Source organism: Cupriavidus sp. 01L43 (genome assembly GCF_056399925.1).
Genome location: NZ_JBFTSH010000005.1, coordinates 376,371 through 390,469 on the forward strand (window position 1 = coordinate 376,371; position 14,099 = coordinate 390,469).

A 14,099-nucleotide genomic window follows, 5' to 3' on the forward strand; every position below is an offset into this window, starting at 1 on the left:
ACGGATCAGAAGTCTTCGGCGTCCACGTCGTAGTTGGCCGGCTCCCAGCGGATGGCCAGCAGGGCGACCAGGCCGGCCAGCGGGGCCAGGGCGATGACCCAGAACACCTTGGTGCTCAGCGCGGCGGCCAGCACCGGGAACAGGAACAGCGATGCCGTGGAGCTGGCGCGCATCAGCGTCTGGTTGAAGCCGACGCCCACGCCGCGCAGCGACGTCGGGTAGCTCAGCGAGGCGTAGGTCATGGTGTGCGCGCCCGGGCCGAAGCCCTGGCCCAGCAGGAACACGGCCAGGAAGGCGATGGCGGCGACCACTTCGGGGGCGCCGTGGGGCTTGCCGACCAGCGCCAGGCCGATCAGCGCGGCGAGCTGGAAGGCGTAGCCGGTCACGGTCAGCTTCCAGGCGCCGGTCTTCGGCACCAGGTGCACGCCGATCAGGCCGCCGACGAATGCGAACAGCAGGTTCAGCGCCAGCGAGACCAGGATCGTGGTCAGCATCGACTGCGCCAGGAAGCTGGCGATGATCACCGGCAGGCCGAACGCCACGGCGTTATAGGCGAACGACGAGGCAATCGACATCACCGTGGCCAGCACCGTGCGCCGCGCGTACACGCCCTTGAGCAGCAGCCCGTAGTTGCGCCAGGAGGCGGGGCGCTTGGGCGGCTCGGCCACGGCGTCCGGGGCCACCACAGCGTCGATGCCGTAGGACTGGCGCAGGATCTTGGCGGCGCCTTCCAGGTCGCCCTGGTTGGCGGCCCACACCGGCGATTCGCTCATGTAGCGGCTGCGCACGGCGATGATGACCAGCGCCGGCACGGCGCCGAAGCCGAGGATGATGCGCCACAGCAGGTTGCTGTGCGATTCCGGCAGCACCGAGTAGCAGAGCAGCACTAACAGATAGGACACGCAGATGGCCGCGTACCAGGTCGGGCACCACATCGCCACCCGGGACGCCTTGTTGCCCTTGCCCTGGAGCTTGGAGAACTCGGCCAGGAAGGCCATGGCGACAGGGAGGTCGATGCCGACCCCCAGCCCCATGACGAAGCGCGCGCCGGCCAGCACGTATTCGTTCGGCGCAAACGCGCAGGCGATGGCGGCCACGACGAAGAACACCATGTCGGCCATGAACACGCGGTAGCGGCCGATGCGGTCGGTGAAATAGCCGCCCAGGAAGGCGCCGACGATGGCGCCGAACGTGATGGCCGACGCCACCATGCCGGTGCCGGCGGGCGACAGGTTGAATTCGCGGGTGACGTCCTTCAGGCCGAAGGCCAGGGCGCCGAGGTCATAGGCATCGAGGAAGATGCCGCCCAGCGCGATGGCCACGACGATGCGGGCATTGCTGACGGCGGCGCCGCCCTGGTTGACCAGCTTGGCCACATCGGCGGCGGAACGGATGGTCGCACGGGCGGGCGCGGCCGCCTGGGCGGCGGCCTGCGTCGCGGCGGGCGACAGGGCAAGATCGGCAGACATTGATTGGGGGCGATTGAAAGAAAATTGCGCGTGGACCGGGCGCAATCGGCCCTGTCCGCAAGAAAAGACTGCCGCATGCTACGGGAAGGCGCCCCGCCGGCCAAATGCTTTGTTGTTATATCTTTAGATCATCACGAAAATGCGACGCCGGGAATGGCTCCCAAGGCATTTTCAGGCGCGTCAGACTATCATCGGCAGCTACGAAAACAGGAGACAAGGCATGACGCAAGGAAGCAAAGTCGCACTGGTCACGGGCGCGGCCCGGGGTATTGGCAAGGCCGTGGCGCAGGCGCTGCTGGCCGACGGCTACCAGGTGGTGCTGGCCGGCCGGACCGCCGCCACACTCGAGGCGCTGGCGGCCGAAGCCGCCGCCGCTGGCCAGACCGCGCTGGCCGTGCAGTGCGATGTGAGCGACCCGGCCTCGGTCGACCAGCTCTACGCCCGGGTGCGCGAGCGCTTCGGCCGGCTGGACGTGCTGTTCAATAACGCCGGCATCAACGCCCCGGCCATTTCCATCGATGAACTGTCGGTCGAGCAGTGGAAGGCCGTGGTCGATACCAACCTGACCGGCGCCTTCCTGTGCGCGCGCGGCGCGTTCGCGCTGATGAAGTCGCAGGACCCGCGCGGCGGGCGGATCATCAATAACGGGTCGATTTCGGCCCACGCCCCGCGCCCGAACACGGTGCCCTACACGGCCACCAAGCATGCCATCACGGGGCTGACCAAGAGCCTGTCGCTCGATGGCCGCGCCTGGGACATCGCCTGTGGCCAGATCGACATCGGCAACGCCGGCACCGACATGGCCAACCGCATGGCGCGCGGCGTGCCGCAGGCCAATGGCGAGATTCGCCCGGAACCGCTGATGGATGTGGCGCACATCGCCAGTTCGGTCCTGCACATGGCCAACCTGCCGCTGGAGGCCAATGTGCAGTTCATGACCGTGATGGCCACCAAGATGCCGTTCGTCGGCCGTGGCTAAGCCAGATTGACCGATAAGACCTAGTGGTGCGGCCCGCCCAACTGGGTGGCCGCGCGGCCGGCGCCCATGACGGCGGCGGCATCGGCGGCGGAGAGGCCGCGGTGGTCGCGCGCGTCCGGATTGGCGCCATGCGCGATCAGCAGATCGACGATTTCGGTGCGATTGAACATCGCCGCCGTCATCAGCGCGGTGCGGCCGTCCGGCGAGGCCCCTTCCACATCGGCGCCATGCGCAAGTAGTGCTTCGATCACTTCCCTGAAACCCTTGAACGCAGCGCCTGCCAGCGGCGTCTGGCCGGCCGCATTGCGCAGGTCCGGCGAGGCGCCAGCCTGGAGCAGCGCCAGCACGGTGTCCACATGACCGTGGTAGGCGGCCAGCATCAGCAGGCTGTCGCCCTTTTCATTGCGCAGGTTGGCCGGCATGCCGCGCGCGATCAGCGCACCCAGCGCCGGCGCGTCGCCCTGGCGCGCGAGGTCGAATACTTCGCCCAGCGCGGCCACCATGCGGGATTCCTCTTCCGCCGTCATGGTGCCGGTGGGTGGGGTCGATGTCTGGTCCATGGCGTTGTCCTGTTGTCCTGTCCTGCGGTGTCCGGGCAGCCCGGGGCCGCAGCCCCGGAGTGCCCGATCGTCCGGTAGCCCGGTTAGCGCTTACTTCTGGCCTTCGATCCGTTCGATCGCAGCCGCCACGCCCTGGCCGTAGGCCGGGTCGGCCTTGGTGCAATGCTCGATATGGCGCTGCTGGATATGGCGCGACACGCCCTTGATGGCGCGGGCCGTGTTATCGAACAGCACCTGCTGCTGGGCCGGCGTCATCAGGCGGAACAGGTCGCCCGGCTGCGAGAAGTAGTCGTCGTCCACACGATGGTTCCAGTGGTCGGCGGTGCCTTCCAGCGTCAGCGGCGGCTCGCGGAAGTCCGGCTGCTCCACCCACTCGCCGCGCGTGTTCGGCTCGTAGGAGGTCTTGCCGCCCTGGTTATCGTCGATGCGCATGCGGCCGTCGCGGTGATAGCTGTTCACGAACTTGGCGGCCTTCGGCGAGTTGACCGGGATCATCGAATGGTTCACGCCCAGGCGGTAGCGCTGGGTGTCGCCATACGAGAACAGGCGGCCCTGCAGCATCTTGTCCGGCGAGAAGCCGATCCCCGGCACGATGGTCGACGGCGCGAACGCGGCCTGCTCCACCTCGGCGAAATGGTTCTCGGGGTTGCGGTTCAGCTCCATCACGCCCACTTCGATCAGCGGGAAGTCCTTCTTCGACCAGATCTTGGTCAGGTCGAACGGGTTGACGCGGTACTTGCCCGCCTCGGCTTCCGTCATGATCTGGATGTACAGCTTCCAGCGCGGGAACTCGCCACGCTCGATGGCTTCGTACAGGTCGCGCTGGTGGTGCTCGCGGTCGCGGCCAGTCACCTCGGCGGCTTCGGCGTCGGTCAGGTTCTGGATGCCCTGCTCCGTCCGGAAGTGGAACTTCACCCAGTGGCGCTCGTAGTTGGCGTTGATGAAGCTGTAGGTATGGCTGCCGAAGCCATGCATGTGGCGCCACGAACTGGGGATGCCGCGATCGCTCATGACGATGGTGACCTGGTGCAGCGCCTCGGGCAGGCCGGTCCAGAAGTCCCAGTTGTTGTCGGCGCTGCGCAGGCCGGTGCGCGGGTCGCGCTTGACGGCGTGGTTCAGGTCGGGGAACTTCAGCGGGTCACGCAGGAAGAAGACCGGGGTGTTGTTGCCCACCAGATCCCAGTTGCCTTCCTCGGTATAGAACTTCATCGCGAAACCACGGATATCCCGCTCGGCATCGGCCGCGCCGCGCTCGCCAGCCACCGACGAGAAGCGCAGGAACAGCTCGGTTTTCTTGCCGATTTCGGAGAACAGCTTGGCGCGCGTGTACTTGGTGATGTCATGCGTGACCGTGAACGTGCCATAGGCGCCCGAACCCTTGGCGTGCATGCGGCGCTCGGGGATGACCTCGCGGTCGAAGTGGGCCAGCTTTTCCAGGAACCATACGTCCTGCAACAGGGCCGGTCCGCGCGGACCAGCGGTCTGAATGTTCTGGTTATCGACGACGGGCGCGCCGAAAGCGGTCGTAAGCTTGTTCATGACAATTCCTTTGTGGGCAGGGGGTGTTGAAAGCACTATCGCAGAACGACTACGACAAGTCATATCGTATTGATCAATAAAGGCGATAGGTGTCAGTCTTTTCGATCCGCGATTTCAGCAAATTAGGAGAACGCCTATGGTGCAGAGAAAGGGTCGATACCCGCCATAACACCTTGGGATAGGCCGTCTGAACCCAAGGATCATGGGCGTCACATGGGCCGGCCATGTCCTATAGTTCAAGCCCGCAGTCCACCGGAGGCGAATCATGGCCACCTGGAAGCCCGACCCGAGCTTTTACCCGTCTCCGCGGCTGGCCGCCAAGGCGCCGCCCGAGACCCTGGCCTATGTGGCGATGTTCGACCCCGGGCGCCAGCAGCCGGACGGCATCGCCGTGGTGGACGTGGACCCGGGCTCGGCCACGTACGCGCAGATCGTCGGGCAGGTGACCATGACCCATGCCGGCGACGAACTGCATCATTTCGGGTGGAATGCCTGCTCGTCCTGCCTGTGTCCCAACGCGCCGCATCCTCATATGGAACGGCGCTACCTCGTGGTGCCGGGCCTGCGTTCCTCTCGTATCTATATCCTCGATACCGGCCCGGACCCGCGCCAGCCCGTCATCAGCCGGGTGATCGAGCCCGAGGAACTGGCCGAGCGCACCGGCTACAGCCGCCCCCACACGGTGCATTGCGGCCCGGGCGGCATCTATGTGACGGCGCTGGGCAATGCCGAGGGCAAGGGGCCGGGCGGCATCGCCATGCTGGACGCCCAGAGCTTCGACCCGCTCGGCCAATGGGAGGTGGAGCGCGGTCCCCAGCATTTCGCCTATGACGGATGGTGGCACCTGGGCTATGACACGCTTGTGACAAGCGAGTGGGGCACGCCGGACATGATCGAGGACGGCCTGGTCGCCGACATCCTGCTCGGCGCGCGCTACGGCCGGAAGCTCCATTTCTGGGATTTCACGGGGCGCAAGCATCTTCAGGAGATCGATTTCGGCCCGGACTACCAGCTGGTCTTCGAACTGCGCCCCGCGCACGACCCGACCAAGGCGTACGGCTTCGTCAACTGCGTGCTGTGCCTGAAGGACCTGTCCTCGTCGATCTGGACCTGGTACCGCGATGGCGACAAATGGGCGGTGAAGAAGATCATCGACATCCCCGCCGAGCCGGCCGACCCGGACCAGCTTCCGCCGATGCTCAAGGGGTTTGGCGCGGTGCCGCCGCTGGTCACGGACATCGACCTGTCGATGGACGACCGTTTCCTCTACGTGTCCTGCTGGGGCACGGGGGATCTGCTCCAGTACGACGTCTCCGACCCCTTCGCCCCGAAGCTGACCGGCAAGGTGCGGATCGGCGGCATCGTCTCGCGGGCCGGGCATCCGGGCGCGCCGGGCCGCAGACTGAACGGCGGCCCGCAGATGGTGGAGGTCAGCCGGGACGGCCGGCGCGTCTATTTCACCAATTCTCTCTATGGCGCGGTCGATCCGCAGTTCTACCCCGAGGGGCTGGACGGCTGGATGGTCAAGCTCGATGCCGCGCCCGATGGCGGCATCGCCTTCGACCCGCGCTTCTTCCTCGACTGGCCCAAGAGCCATCGCCCGCACCAGGTGCGCCTGCAGGGCGGCGACTGCTCCTCGGATTCCTACTGCTTTCCCTAGCCTTCGCGGGGGCCGCGCATGCTGACGTGGACGCCAATCTGGGCGGCGACATGGACTGCCTGGTGGCCCTGGCTGACGATTGCCGCGCTGGGCCTGTTCCACGGCCTGAACCCGGCCATGGGATGGCTGTTCGCCGTGGCGCTGGGCCTGCACCGGGGCCAGCGCCGCGTGGTGCTGTGGTCGCTGGTGCCGATTGCGCTCGGCCACGCGGCGGCGGTGGCGCTGGCCGTGGGCGTGGCACTCTGGCTGGGCAGCGTGCTGCCGCACACCGGCTTCGCGCGGGTGGCCGGGGCGGTGCTGCTGGGTTGGGCGATCTGGCACATGGTGCGCGGGCACCGCATGCGGCCGCGCGTGGGCATGCGGGCTGGCATGCTGGGGCTGGCGGCGTGGTCGTTCCTGATGGCCGGCATGCACGGGGCCGGGCTGATGCTGGTGCCGGCGCTGATGCCGATCTGCGCCACGCCGGGCGCCACCCAGTTCGACGCCGCCGACGCGCTCGGCCCGGCCATGCTGGCGCTGGGCCTGCACACGGCAACGATGCTCGCCGCCATCTGCGCCGTGGCGCTGCTGGTCTACGACCGCGTCGGCGTGGCCTTCCTGCGGACCGGCTGGGTCAATCTCGACTGGATCTGGACGGCGGCGCTGGGTATCTGCGGGGTGGTGCTGCTGGTGATGTGACTAATTCCGATTCCCGAAGCGCGCCAGGCAGTGCCAGACCTTCTTCAGCAACTGGGGATCGTGGCGGCCCGTGCGGGCGGCTGCGCCGATCCGGGCCGGGGTGAGCGGTTCGTGGCCGGCGAGCGTCGCGGCCAGTTCGGCGATGGCGGCGCCGCGATAGTCGGGCTGGGCCCGCAAGTCATCGGCATTCGCCGAGAATCCCGCGTGCCATTCGACGGCGCACGGCAGGGCGCGGGCCAGCGTCTCGGTCTCGGTGCCTTGGTACGAGGGATCGAGCACGAGCGCCTCCACGTCGCGCGCCAGCACCAGCGGGCCGTGTACATGCGCTTCTATATAGTGGTCGAGCGGATCGTCCGGCGGCGCGGCGCGCAGCCGGTCTACCAGATCCAGCCGTCCGGCCACGCCGAAATGCACCGGATCGAACACGCTGTCCGGGTAACAGAAGGTGGTCCGCGCCAGCACGTCCGCCGCCAGCCGCAGGTGGCAGGCGCCGAAGCGCGGCGAGCCCCCTTCGGGCCGATGGCGATGGTTGAGCGCGCCGTACTTGGGGCGGTCCGCCGGCGGCGCGGCGTCGTAGGCCTGGCCGAACATCCGGCTTTCCCAGTGCCAGCGGTCTCCGCCGGGGTGGGCGGTCAGCCCGCCGTTGCTGGTGCCGGTCTCGAATTGGGAACGATAGACGCCGTCGGCCGCCATGGCCGCGAGCAGCGGCACGCCGGCGTGGAGCCGGTCGGGGTGGAAATTGAGCGTGACGCGCCAGTCTGGGTGCAGCGGCGCGCCGTGGCTGCGCGCGGCCACATGGGCCAAGGCGTGGGCGGCGGGGTCGTCCGGGAACATTGGCGGATCCGGGGGTGCCGGCAAGGCGGCGATCGGCCGATTGTAGCGGCGCTGCGGTGCAGCAATTGTCGGCGCGACACCGACAGCCACGGCGCCCGTCGCAAGGTACGATAAGGCGCCCTGGCCGGCATCCATGCTGGCGGGGGGCCGGGACGCCTGCCGCCGCGCCCGCCCGCTTTCATCCCATCGATCCTGCCGGTATGCAACCGACTTCCCTGCAACGCTTTCTGTTTGGCACGATCCTGGTGCCTGTCTCGCTTGCCGTGGTTTTCGCGGTGGATGCGTTCACGCCGCTCGGCGTGGCCGCGTGGCTGTTCTACCTGATCCCGATCTGCCTGTCGCTCTATTCGGACAACCCGCGCCTGCCGCTGATCGCCGCGGCGGTCAGCTCGGTGCTGCTGGCGGTCGGGTACGTGATCTCGCCCGCTGGCGCCGCGCCGGCCATCGCCATCACCAACCGCTCCATCGGCTTCCTGGTGAACTGGTTCCTGGCCGTGGTGATCTACCGCTACCTGGTCGGCCAGATCGCCATCCAGCGCCTGATGTGGGTGCAGCAGGCCCAGGTGAAGATTCACCAGGCGGTGCGCTCGGCGCAGTCGGCCGGCAATGTCGGCGACGCGCTGGTGCGCGGGCTGGCGCAGGCGCTCGATGCCCACGTGGGCGTGGTCTATCAGTGCGACGACGGCCGCCTGCATCGGCTGGCCACCTGGGCGCTGGCCGATGCGGACCGCGCGCCGGCCACCCTCGCGCCCGGGGAGACGCTGGCGGGCCAGGCCGTGACCGAGAACCGCGTAATCGCCGTGGGCGGGCTGCCGGCCAACTACCTGCCGGTGGCCTCCGCGCTGGGCCGCACCGGCCCCGCCGAGATCGTGGCTGCCCCGCTGACCGCCGAGGGTGAGGTCGTCGGGGTGATCGAACTGGGGTTCATCACGTCCCGTCGCGGCACCGCCGATGTGGTGGAGTTGCTGGAGCGCATCGGCGAGCCGGTCGGCATGACCCTGCGCGCCGCCAGCTACCGGGGCCGGCTGGAACACCTGCTGGGCGAGACCCAGCGCCAGAGCGAGGAACTGCAGGTCCAGCAGGAGGAGTTGCGCGTCTCCAACGAGGAACTGGAGGAACGCGGCCGCGCGCTGATGGACTCCCAGGCGCGGCTGGAAACCCAGCAGGCGGAACTCGAACAGACCAACGTCCAGCTGGAGGAGCACACCCAGCGGCTGGAGACGCAGAAGCGCGAGATGCTCGCCTTCCAGGCCGAACTGGCCGCCAACGCCCGGGCGCTGGAGCGCTCGAACCAGTACAAGAGCGAATTCCTGGCGAATATGTCGCACGAGCTGCGCACGCCGCTGAACAGCGCGCTGATCCTGGCGAAGCTGCTGCAGGAGAACAAGGACGGCACGCTGACCGGCGAGCAGGTCCGCTACGCGGCCACCATCCACGCGGCCAATACCGACCTGCTGAACCTGATCAACGACATCCTCGACCTCTCCAAGATCGAGGCCGGCCACCTGACCATCGAACCAGAGCCGGTGGAACTGGACACTTTCACCGCCCGGATTTCGCAGATGTTCGACCATGTGGGCGAGCAGAAGGGCGTGGCCTTCCGCGTGGAGCGGATGCCGGGCCTGCCTGACGCCATCGTCACGGACAGCCAGCGCCTGCAGCAGATCCTCAAGAATCTGCTATCCAACGCCTTCAAGTTCACCGAAAAGGGCTCGGTCACGCTGGCGCTGGTCGCGCAGGGCGACGATGCGATCCGCTTCGAGGTGCGCGACACCGGCATCGGCATTCCGAAGGACAAGCAGCAGGTCATCTTCGAGGCCTTCCAGCAGGCCGACGGCACCACCAGCCGCCGCTACGGCGGCACCGGACTGGGTTTGTCGATCTCGCGCGAGCTGGCGCGGCTGCTGGGCGGCGTGATTGCTGTGGCGAGCGAGCCGGGGCAGGGCAGCGTGTTCTCGCTGACCGTACCGCGCACGCTGGTGGCGGATGCCGCCACGCAGGCCGGGCTGGTCACGCCGCCGGCCGCCCCCGAGCAGGTGCAGGCCCCGCCGTCACAGGCCATGCCGCTCTCGCCCGCCGCCCGGGCAGCGCCGGTGCCGGCCCCGGAGGCGTCCGAAGGCGGGCCGGGCCCATCGCCGTCCGGCTATCCCCAGCCGATTGCCGACGACCGCGACCACCGCACGCGCGGCAACCGCCTGATCCTGGTCGTGGAAGACGATATCGACTTCGCTGGCATCCTCTACGACCTGGCCCACGAGCTGGATTTCGACTGCATCCACGCCACCACGTCGAGCCACGGGCTGGAACTGGCGCGCCACCACCAGCCCTGCGGCATCCTGCTCGACGTGGCGCTGCCGGACCAGTCGGGCCTGACGCTGCTGGACTGGCTCAAGCACGACCCGGCCACGCGCCACATCCCCACGCACCTGATCTCGGTCAGCGACCACTCCGAGGCCGCGCTGCATCGCGGCGCCATCGGCTACACCTTCAAGCCGAGCGAGCGCAACAAGCTGGCCGAGGTGATGCGGGGGCTGGAGGCGCGCATGGCGCCGGGCCAGCGCCGCGTGCTGGTGATCGAGGATGACCCGGCGCTGCGCGAGAGCATTCGCGCGCTGCTGCAATCGGTCCAGGCCGAGATCGTCACCGCCGGCACCGTGGCCAGCGCGCGCGAGGCGCTGGCCGGCGCCGCGTTCGACTGCGTGGTGATGGACATGGTGCTGCCGGACGGCACCGGCCACGACCTGCTGGCCCACATGGCCAGCGATGGCGCCGCGCAGATGCCGCCGGTCATCGTCTACACCGGGCGGCAGCTATCGGCCGAGGACGAGCAGCGCCTGCGCCGCTATTCGAAGTCGATCATCATCAAGGGCGCGCGCTCGCCGGACCGGCTGCTGGACGAAGTGACGCTGTTCCTGCACAGCGTGGAGTCCCAGTTGCCGCCCGAGCAGCAGCGCATGCTGCGCGCCGCGCGCAGCCGCGACGACGCCTTCGACGGCCGCAAGCTGCTGCTGGTGGAGGACGACGCGCGCAACATCTTCGCGCTGTCCAAGGTGATCGAGCCGCTCGGGGCCACCGTGGAGATCGCCCGCAGCGGGCGCGAGGCGCTGGACATGCTGGCGCGCCACAAGGACGTGGACCTCGTCCTGATGGACATCATGATGCCGGAGATGGACGGCATCACGGCCATGCGCCATATCCGCCAGATGCCCGAATACGGGCGGCTGCCGATCATCGCGCTGACCGCCAAGGCGATGCCGTCCGACCGCGAGGCGTGCCTGCGCGCCGGGGCGAACGACTACATCGCCAAGCCGATTGATGTGGATCAACTGCTGTCCCTGTGCCGCGTATGGCTCCACGAAAGTTGAAGACCCCGGACACCGCGCCGCTGCCGCCGCTGTCGTTACCGCTGCCCGTGCCGGTGGTGGATCACGGCGAGACGGCGCTGCCCGACGCCAATTTCGAAATCGAACTGGAACTGCTGCTGGAGGCGATCTTCCGCAAGTACCAGCACGATTTCCGGCACTACGCGCGGGCCTCGGTGCGGCGGCGGTTGCAGCAGGCGCTGCACGACCTGGGCTATGGGACGTTGTCGCAACTTCAGGACCGCATGCTGCGCGATCCGGCGCTGTTCGCGCGCATGCTGCAGTACCTGACGGTGCAGGTCAGCGAGATGTTCCGGGACCCGTCCTACTTCCGCGCCATCCGCGAGCATGTGGTGCCGGTGCTCCAGACCTATCCGTCGATCAATGTCTGGGTGGCCGGGTGCAGCAGCGGCGAGGAATTGTGGTCGCTGGCCATCCTGTTCGAGGAGGAGGGGCTGGCCGAGCGCACGGTGTTCTACGCGACGGACATCAACCCCGACGCGCTGGCCATCGCCCGGGCGGGTGTGTACGATGCGGGGCGCCTGCGGGCGTTCGGCGCCAACTACCTGGCGGCGGGCGGGCGGCGCTCGCTCTCGGACTACTATCATGCAGCCTATGGCAAGGCCAAGTTCAGCGCCGGGCTGATCCGCCAGTCGGTGTTTGCCGACCACAGCCTGGCCACCGACAGCGTGTTCCAGGAGGCCCAGCTGATTTCGTGCCGCAATGTGCTGATCTATTTCGACCGCGCGCTGCAGGACCGCGCCATCGGCCTGTTCCACGACGCGCTGGCGCGGCGCGGCTTCCTGGGGCTGGGGAGCAAGGAGAGCCTGCACTTCAGCGCCCACGCCGGGGATTTCGAGCCACTGGTGCCGCGCGAGCGGCTGTACCGCAAGCTGTGAAGGAGGCGCGATGGCAGGGCTGATGGATACGCAAGGGTGCGACGCCGTGGTGATCGGCGCGTCGGCCGGTGGCGTCGAGGCGTTGTCCGTGCTGCTGCCGATGGTGCCGGCGGGCTTCCGGCCGGCGCTGCTGATCGTGATGCACCAGCATCCGAACCAGCCCAGCCTGCTGCCCGAGCTGTTCGGCGCGCGCTGCGCGCTGCCCGTGTGCGAGGCCGAGGACAAGATGCCGGTGCGGCCGGGCCACGTCTACCTGGCGCCGCCGGACTACCACCTGCTCGTGGAGCGGGTGCCGGAGGCGCCGGAGGATGTCGAACTGGCGCTCTCCGTAGAGCCGCCGGTGCGTTTCTCGCGGCCTTCCATCGACGTGCTGTTCGAGTCGGCGGCGGTGGCGTGGCGCGCCCGGGTGCTCGGCGTGCTGCTCTCGGGCGCCAACGACGATGGCGCGCGCGGCCTGGCGATGATCCGCGCGGCGGGTGGTCGGGCGTGGGTGCAGTCGCCGGGCAGCGCCGCCGTGGAAACCATGCCGCAGGAGGCCATCGACCGTGGCGCGGCAGACCGCGTGCTGACACTGGAACAAATCGGCCAACGCCTGGCCCAGTTTTCTGAACGACCCTGACCATGCAAGCTCCGATCAAGATCCTCGCCGTCGACGACATCGCCGCCAACCTCACGGCCCTCGATGCCGTGCTGGCCAAGCCCGATGTACAGATCGTCCACGCCAATTCCGGCGCGCAGGCGCTGGAACTGCTGCTCGAGCACGACTTCGGGCTGGCCATCCTCGATGTGCACATGCCCGAGATGGACGGCTTCGAGCTGGCCGAACTGATGCGCGGCAGCAAGCGCACCAGCCATATCCCCATCCTGTTCCTGACGGCGGCCGGGGAGGACAGCGCGCGGGCGTTCCGCGGCTACGCCACCGGCGCGGTCGACTTCCTGTTCAAGCCGATCGACGCGCGCGTGCTGGCGGCCAAGGTCGATGTATTCGTGCAATTGGCCCAGCAGAAGCAGCAACTGGCCGAGCAACTCGAAACCGCCCAGCAACTGCTCAAGACCAACGAGATGCTGATGGCGGTGCTCGCGCACGACCTGCGTACGCCGCTGTCGGCGATCATCGCGTCGGCGTCGTTCCTGGGGCGGTTCGGGGGCGAGGAGAAGCTCAAGCCGGCCACCGACCGCATCTCGCGCAGCAGCCAGCGCATGGCACGCATGGTGGACCAGCTGCTGCACGTGGCGCGGCTGCACGGCGGGCGCGTCAAGCTGGAGCCGCGCCAGGAAGACCTGCGCGCGATCTGCGCGGCCATCGTCGATGAATGCGAGGCGTCTCACGGCAAGGAGCGCGTGGTACTGGAAACCGTGGGAGATACGCTGGCGACCATCGATCCGGACCTGATCTCGCAGGTGCTGTCGAACCTCGTCAGCAACGCCCTGCATCACGGGGACCCGGCGGTGCCGGTAGTGGTGGCCGTGGACGGCACGGCGGCCGAGCGCCTGACGGTGACGGTGACCAATGGCGGCGTGATCGATGGGGCGACCCTGCCGCATGTCTTCGAGGCGTTCCGCTCGGGCGGCGGCGACAGCGCCGAGGGGCTGGGCCTCGGGCTCTATATCTCGCGGGAGCTGGCCGCGTTGCACGGCGGAAGTGTCGAGGCGGCCTCATCGGCGGCCTCGGGCACCACGGTCTTCACCGTGACGCTGCCCCGCGCGTGCTGCGGGACGCAGGGAACCTTCCAGCCGGCCTAGCCAGCGCATCGCGTGGTGACGCTGTCCGCCATCGACGTCCGATTGCAACTGGGCGATTTCCGATTCCGGCGGATGCCGTCGCAATCGCTAACACGCGCAGCGGTATCTATCTATAGAAGAACCCTGAATCTGCATGGCGATTGAGCCTTGATCAAACGCCCCTGAGTTACCCCAGCCAAAGCATTTCCACCCCCTGAGAATCCGTTTATCGTGCGGCGCGCAAGGCTCGCGTCGCACGACGCGTTGTCCTTGCAGCAGGCTTTATCAGGCTGACAACGGAGCGCAAAGGCATGGCGGATCTTGGGGAAGAACTGAAGGCTTACGGCGGCGCGCTGGACGAGGGGCTGACCGGGCGTCAGGCCTATTTCCTGGCGGT

The 14,099-nt window shown here is 68.2% G+C and carries 12 protein-coding genes; 7 read left to right on the forward strand and 5 right to left on the reverse strand.

The window, feature by feature from the left end; genetic code table 11:
• Positions 1-5 precede the first annotated feature (5 nt).
• Positions 6-1,469, reverse strand: a complete 1,464-nt coding sequence (locus AC1DP9_RS12305; RefSeq protein ID WP_092293692.1) for an MFS transporter — start codon at positions 1,467-1,469, stop codon at positions 6-8.
• A gap of 220 nt (positions 1,470-1,689) precedes the next feature.
• On the opposite strand from AC1DP9_RS12305, the gene AC1DP9_RS12310 reads away from it, so the two are divergent.
• Positions 1,690-2,448, forward strand: coding sequence for an SDR family oxidoreductase (locus AC1DP9_RS12310; protein ID WP_092293690.1), 759 nt, complete (start codon positions 1,690-1,692; stop codon positions 2,446-2,448).
• Between the two features lie 20 nt (positions 2,449-2,468).
• Here the strand turns inward: AC1DP9_RS12310 and AC1DP9_RS12315 are convergent, their stop codons facing one another.
• The gene (locus AC1DP9_RS12315) at positions 2,469-2,975 is read right to left on the reverse strand and encodes an ankyrin repeat domain-containing protein (RefSeq protein WP_477107499.1); all 507 of its coding nucleotides are present in this window, start codon (positions 2,973-2,975) and stop codon (positions 2,469-2,471) included.
• A 123-nt stretch (positions 2,976-3,098) separates the two neighbouring features.
• Positions 3,099-4,547, reverse strand: a complete 1,449-nt coding sequence (locus AC1DP9_RS12320; RefSeq protein ID WP_477107483.1) for a catalase — start codon at positions 4,545-4,547, stop codon at positions 3,099-3,101.
• Between the two features lie 265 nt (positions 4,548-4,812).
• On the opposite strand from AC1DP9_RS12320, the gene AC1DP9_RS12325 reads away from it, so the two are divergent.
• Entirely contained in the window at positions 4,813-6,207 is a 1,395-nt protein-coding gene (locus tag AC1DP9_RS12325) for a selenium-binding family protein (protein WP_477107484.1), read from the forward strand.
• 18 nt (positions 6,208-6,225) lie between these two features.
• Positions 6,226-6,885: a hypothetical protein gene (locus AC1DP9_RS12330; protein WP_477107485.1), complete on the forward strand. Its 660-nt coding sequence runs from the start codon at positions 6,226-6,228 to the stop codon at positions 6,883-6,885.
• Here AC1DP9_RS12330 and AC1DP9_RS12335 read toward each other — a convergent pair whose 3' ends face one another.
• Positions 6,886-7,719 (reverse strand): DUF3626 domain-containing protein, encoded by an 834-nt coding sequence (locus AC1DP9_RS12335; RefSeq protein ID WP_477107486.1) that lies wholly within the window; start codon positions 7,717-7,719, stop codon positions 6,886-6,888. It abuts the gene before it with no gap.
• 200 nt (positions 7,720-7,919) lie between these two features.
• Between AC1DP9_RS12335 and AC1DP9_RS12340 the strand changes: the two genes are divergently transcribed.
• The 4 genes from AC1DP9_RS12340 to AC1DP9_RS12355 are packed head-to-tail and all read left to right on the forward strand — an operon-like array spanning position 7,920 to position 13,723.
• The gene (locus AC1DP9_RS12340; protein ID WP_477107487.1) at positions 7,920-11,084 is read left to right on the forward strand and encodes a response regulator; all 3,165 of its coding nucleotides are present in this window, start codon (positions 7,920-7,922) and stop codon (positions 11,082-11,084) included.
• Complete coding sequence (locus AC1DP9_RS12345) at positions 11,081-11,980, forward strand: CheR family methyltransferase (RefSeq protein WP_477107488.1); 900 nt, start codon at positions 11,081-11,083, stop codon at positions 11,978-11,980. The genes AC1DP9_RS12340 and AC1DP9_RS12345 overlap by 4 nt, the downstream gene beginning before the upstream one ends.
• 10 nt (positions 11,981-11,990) lie before the next feature.
• The gene (locus AC1DP9_RS12350; RefSeq protein ID WP_477107489.1) at positions 11,991-12,599 is read left to right on the forward strand and encodes a chemotaxis protein CheB; all 609 of its coding nucleotides are present in this window, start codon (positions 11,991-11,993) and stop codon (positions 12,597-12,599) included.
• A gap of 2 nt (positions 12,600-12,601) precedes the next feature.
• Positions 12,602-13,723: a hybrid sensor histidine kinase/response regulator gene (locus tag AC1DP9_RS12355; protein WP_477107490.1), complete on the forward strand. Its 1,122-nt coding sequence runs from the start codon at positions 12,602-12,604 to the stop codon at positions 13,721-13,723.
• Between the two features lie 110 nt (positions 13,724-13,833).
• Here AC1DP9_RS12355 and AC1DP9_RS12360 read toward each other — a convergent pair.
• A partial coding sequence (locus AC1DP9_RS12360; protein WP_477107491.1) for a hypothetical protein occupies positions 13,834-14,099 on the reverse strand: 266 nt, incomplete at its 5' end.

Excerpts from the sequence above, each read along its gene's own strand:
- AC1DP9_RS12305 (WP_092293692.1), bottom strand. The coding sequence starts at position 1,469 with ATGTCTGCCGATCTTGCCCTGTCGCCCGCCGCGACGCAGGCCGCCGCC.
- AC1DP9_RS12310 (WP_092293690.1), top strand. The coding sequence starts at position 1,690 with ATGACGCAAGGAAGCAAAGTCGCACTGGTCACGGGCGCGGCCCGGGGT.
- AC1DP9_RS12315 (WP_477107499.1), bottom strand. The coding sequence starts at position 2,975 with ATGACGGCGGAAGAGGAATCCCGCATGGTGGCCGCGCTGGGCGAAGTA.
- AC1DP9_RS12320 (WP_477107483.1), bottom strand. The coding sequence starts at position 4,547 with ATGAACAAGCTTACGACCGCTTTCGGCGCGCCCGTCGTCGATAACCAG.
- AC1DP9_RS12325 (WP_477107484.1), top strand. The coding sequence starts at position 4,813 with ATGGCCACCTGGAAGCCCGACCCGAGCTTTTACCCGTCTCCGCGGCTG.
- AC1DP9_RS12330 (WP_477107485.1), top strand. The coding sequence starts at position 6,226 with ATGCTGACGTGGACGCCAATCTGGGCGGCGACATGGACTGCCTGGTGG.
- AC1DP9_RS12335 (WP_477107486.1), bottom strand. The coding sequence starts at position 7,719 with ATGTTCCCGGACGACCCCGCCGCCCACGCCTTGGCCCATGTGGCCGCG.
- AC1DP9_RS12340 (WP_477107487.1), top strand. The coding sequence starts at position 7,920 with ATGCAACCGACTTCCCTGCAACGCTTTCTGTTTGGCACGATCCTGGTG.
- AC1DP9_RS12350 (WP_477107489.1), top strand. The coding sequence starts at position 11,991 with ATGGCAGGGCTGATGGATACGCAAGGGTGCGACGCCGTGGTGATCGGC.
- AC1DP9_RS12355 (WP_477107490.1), top strand. The coding sequence starts at position 12,602 with ATGCAAGCTCCGATCAAGATCCTCGCCGTCGACGACATCGCCGCCAAC.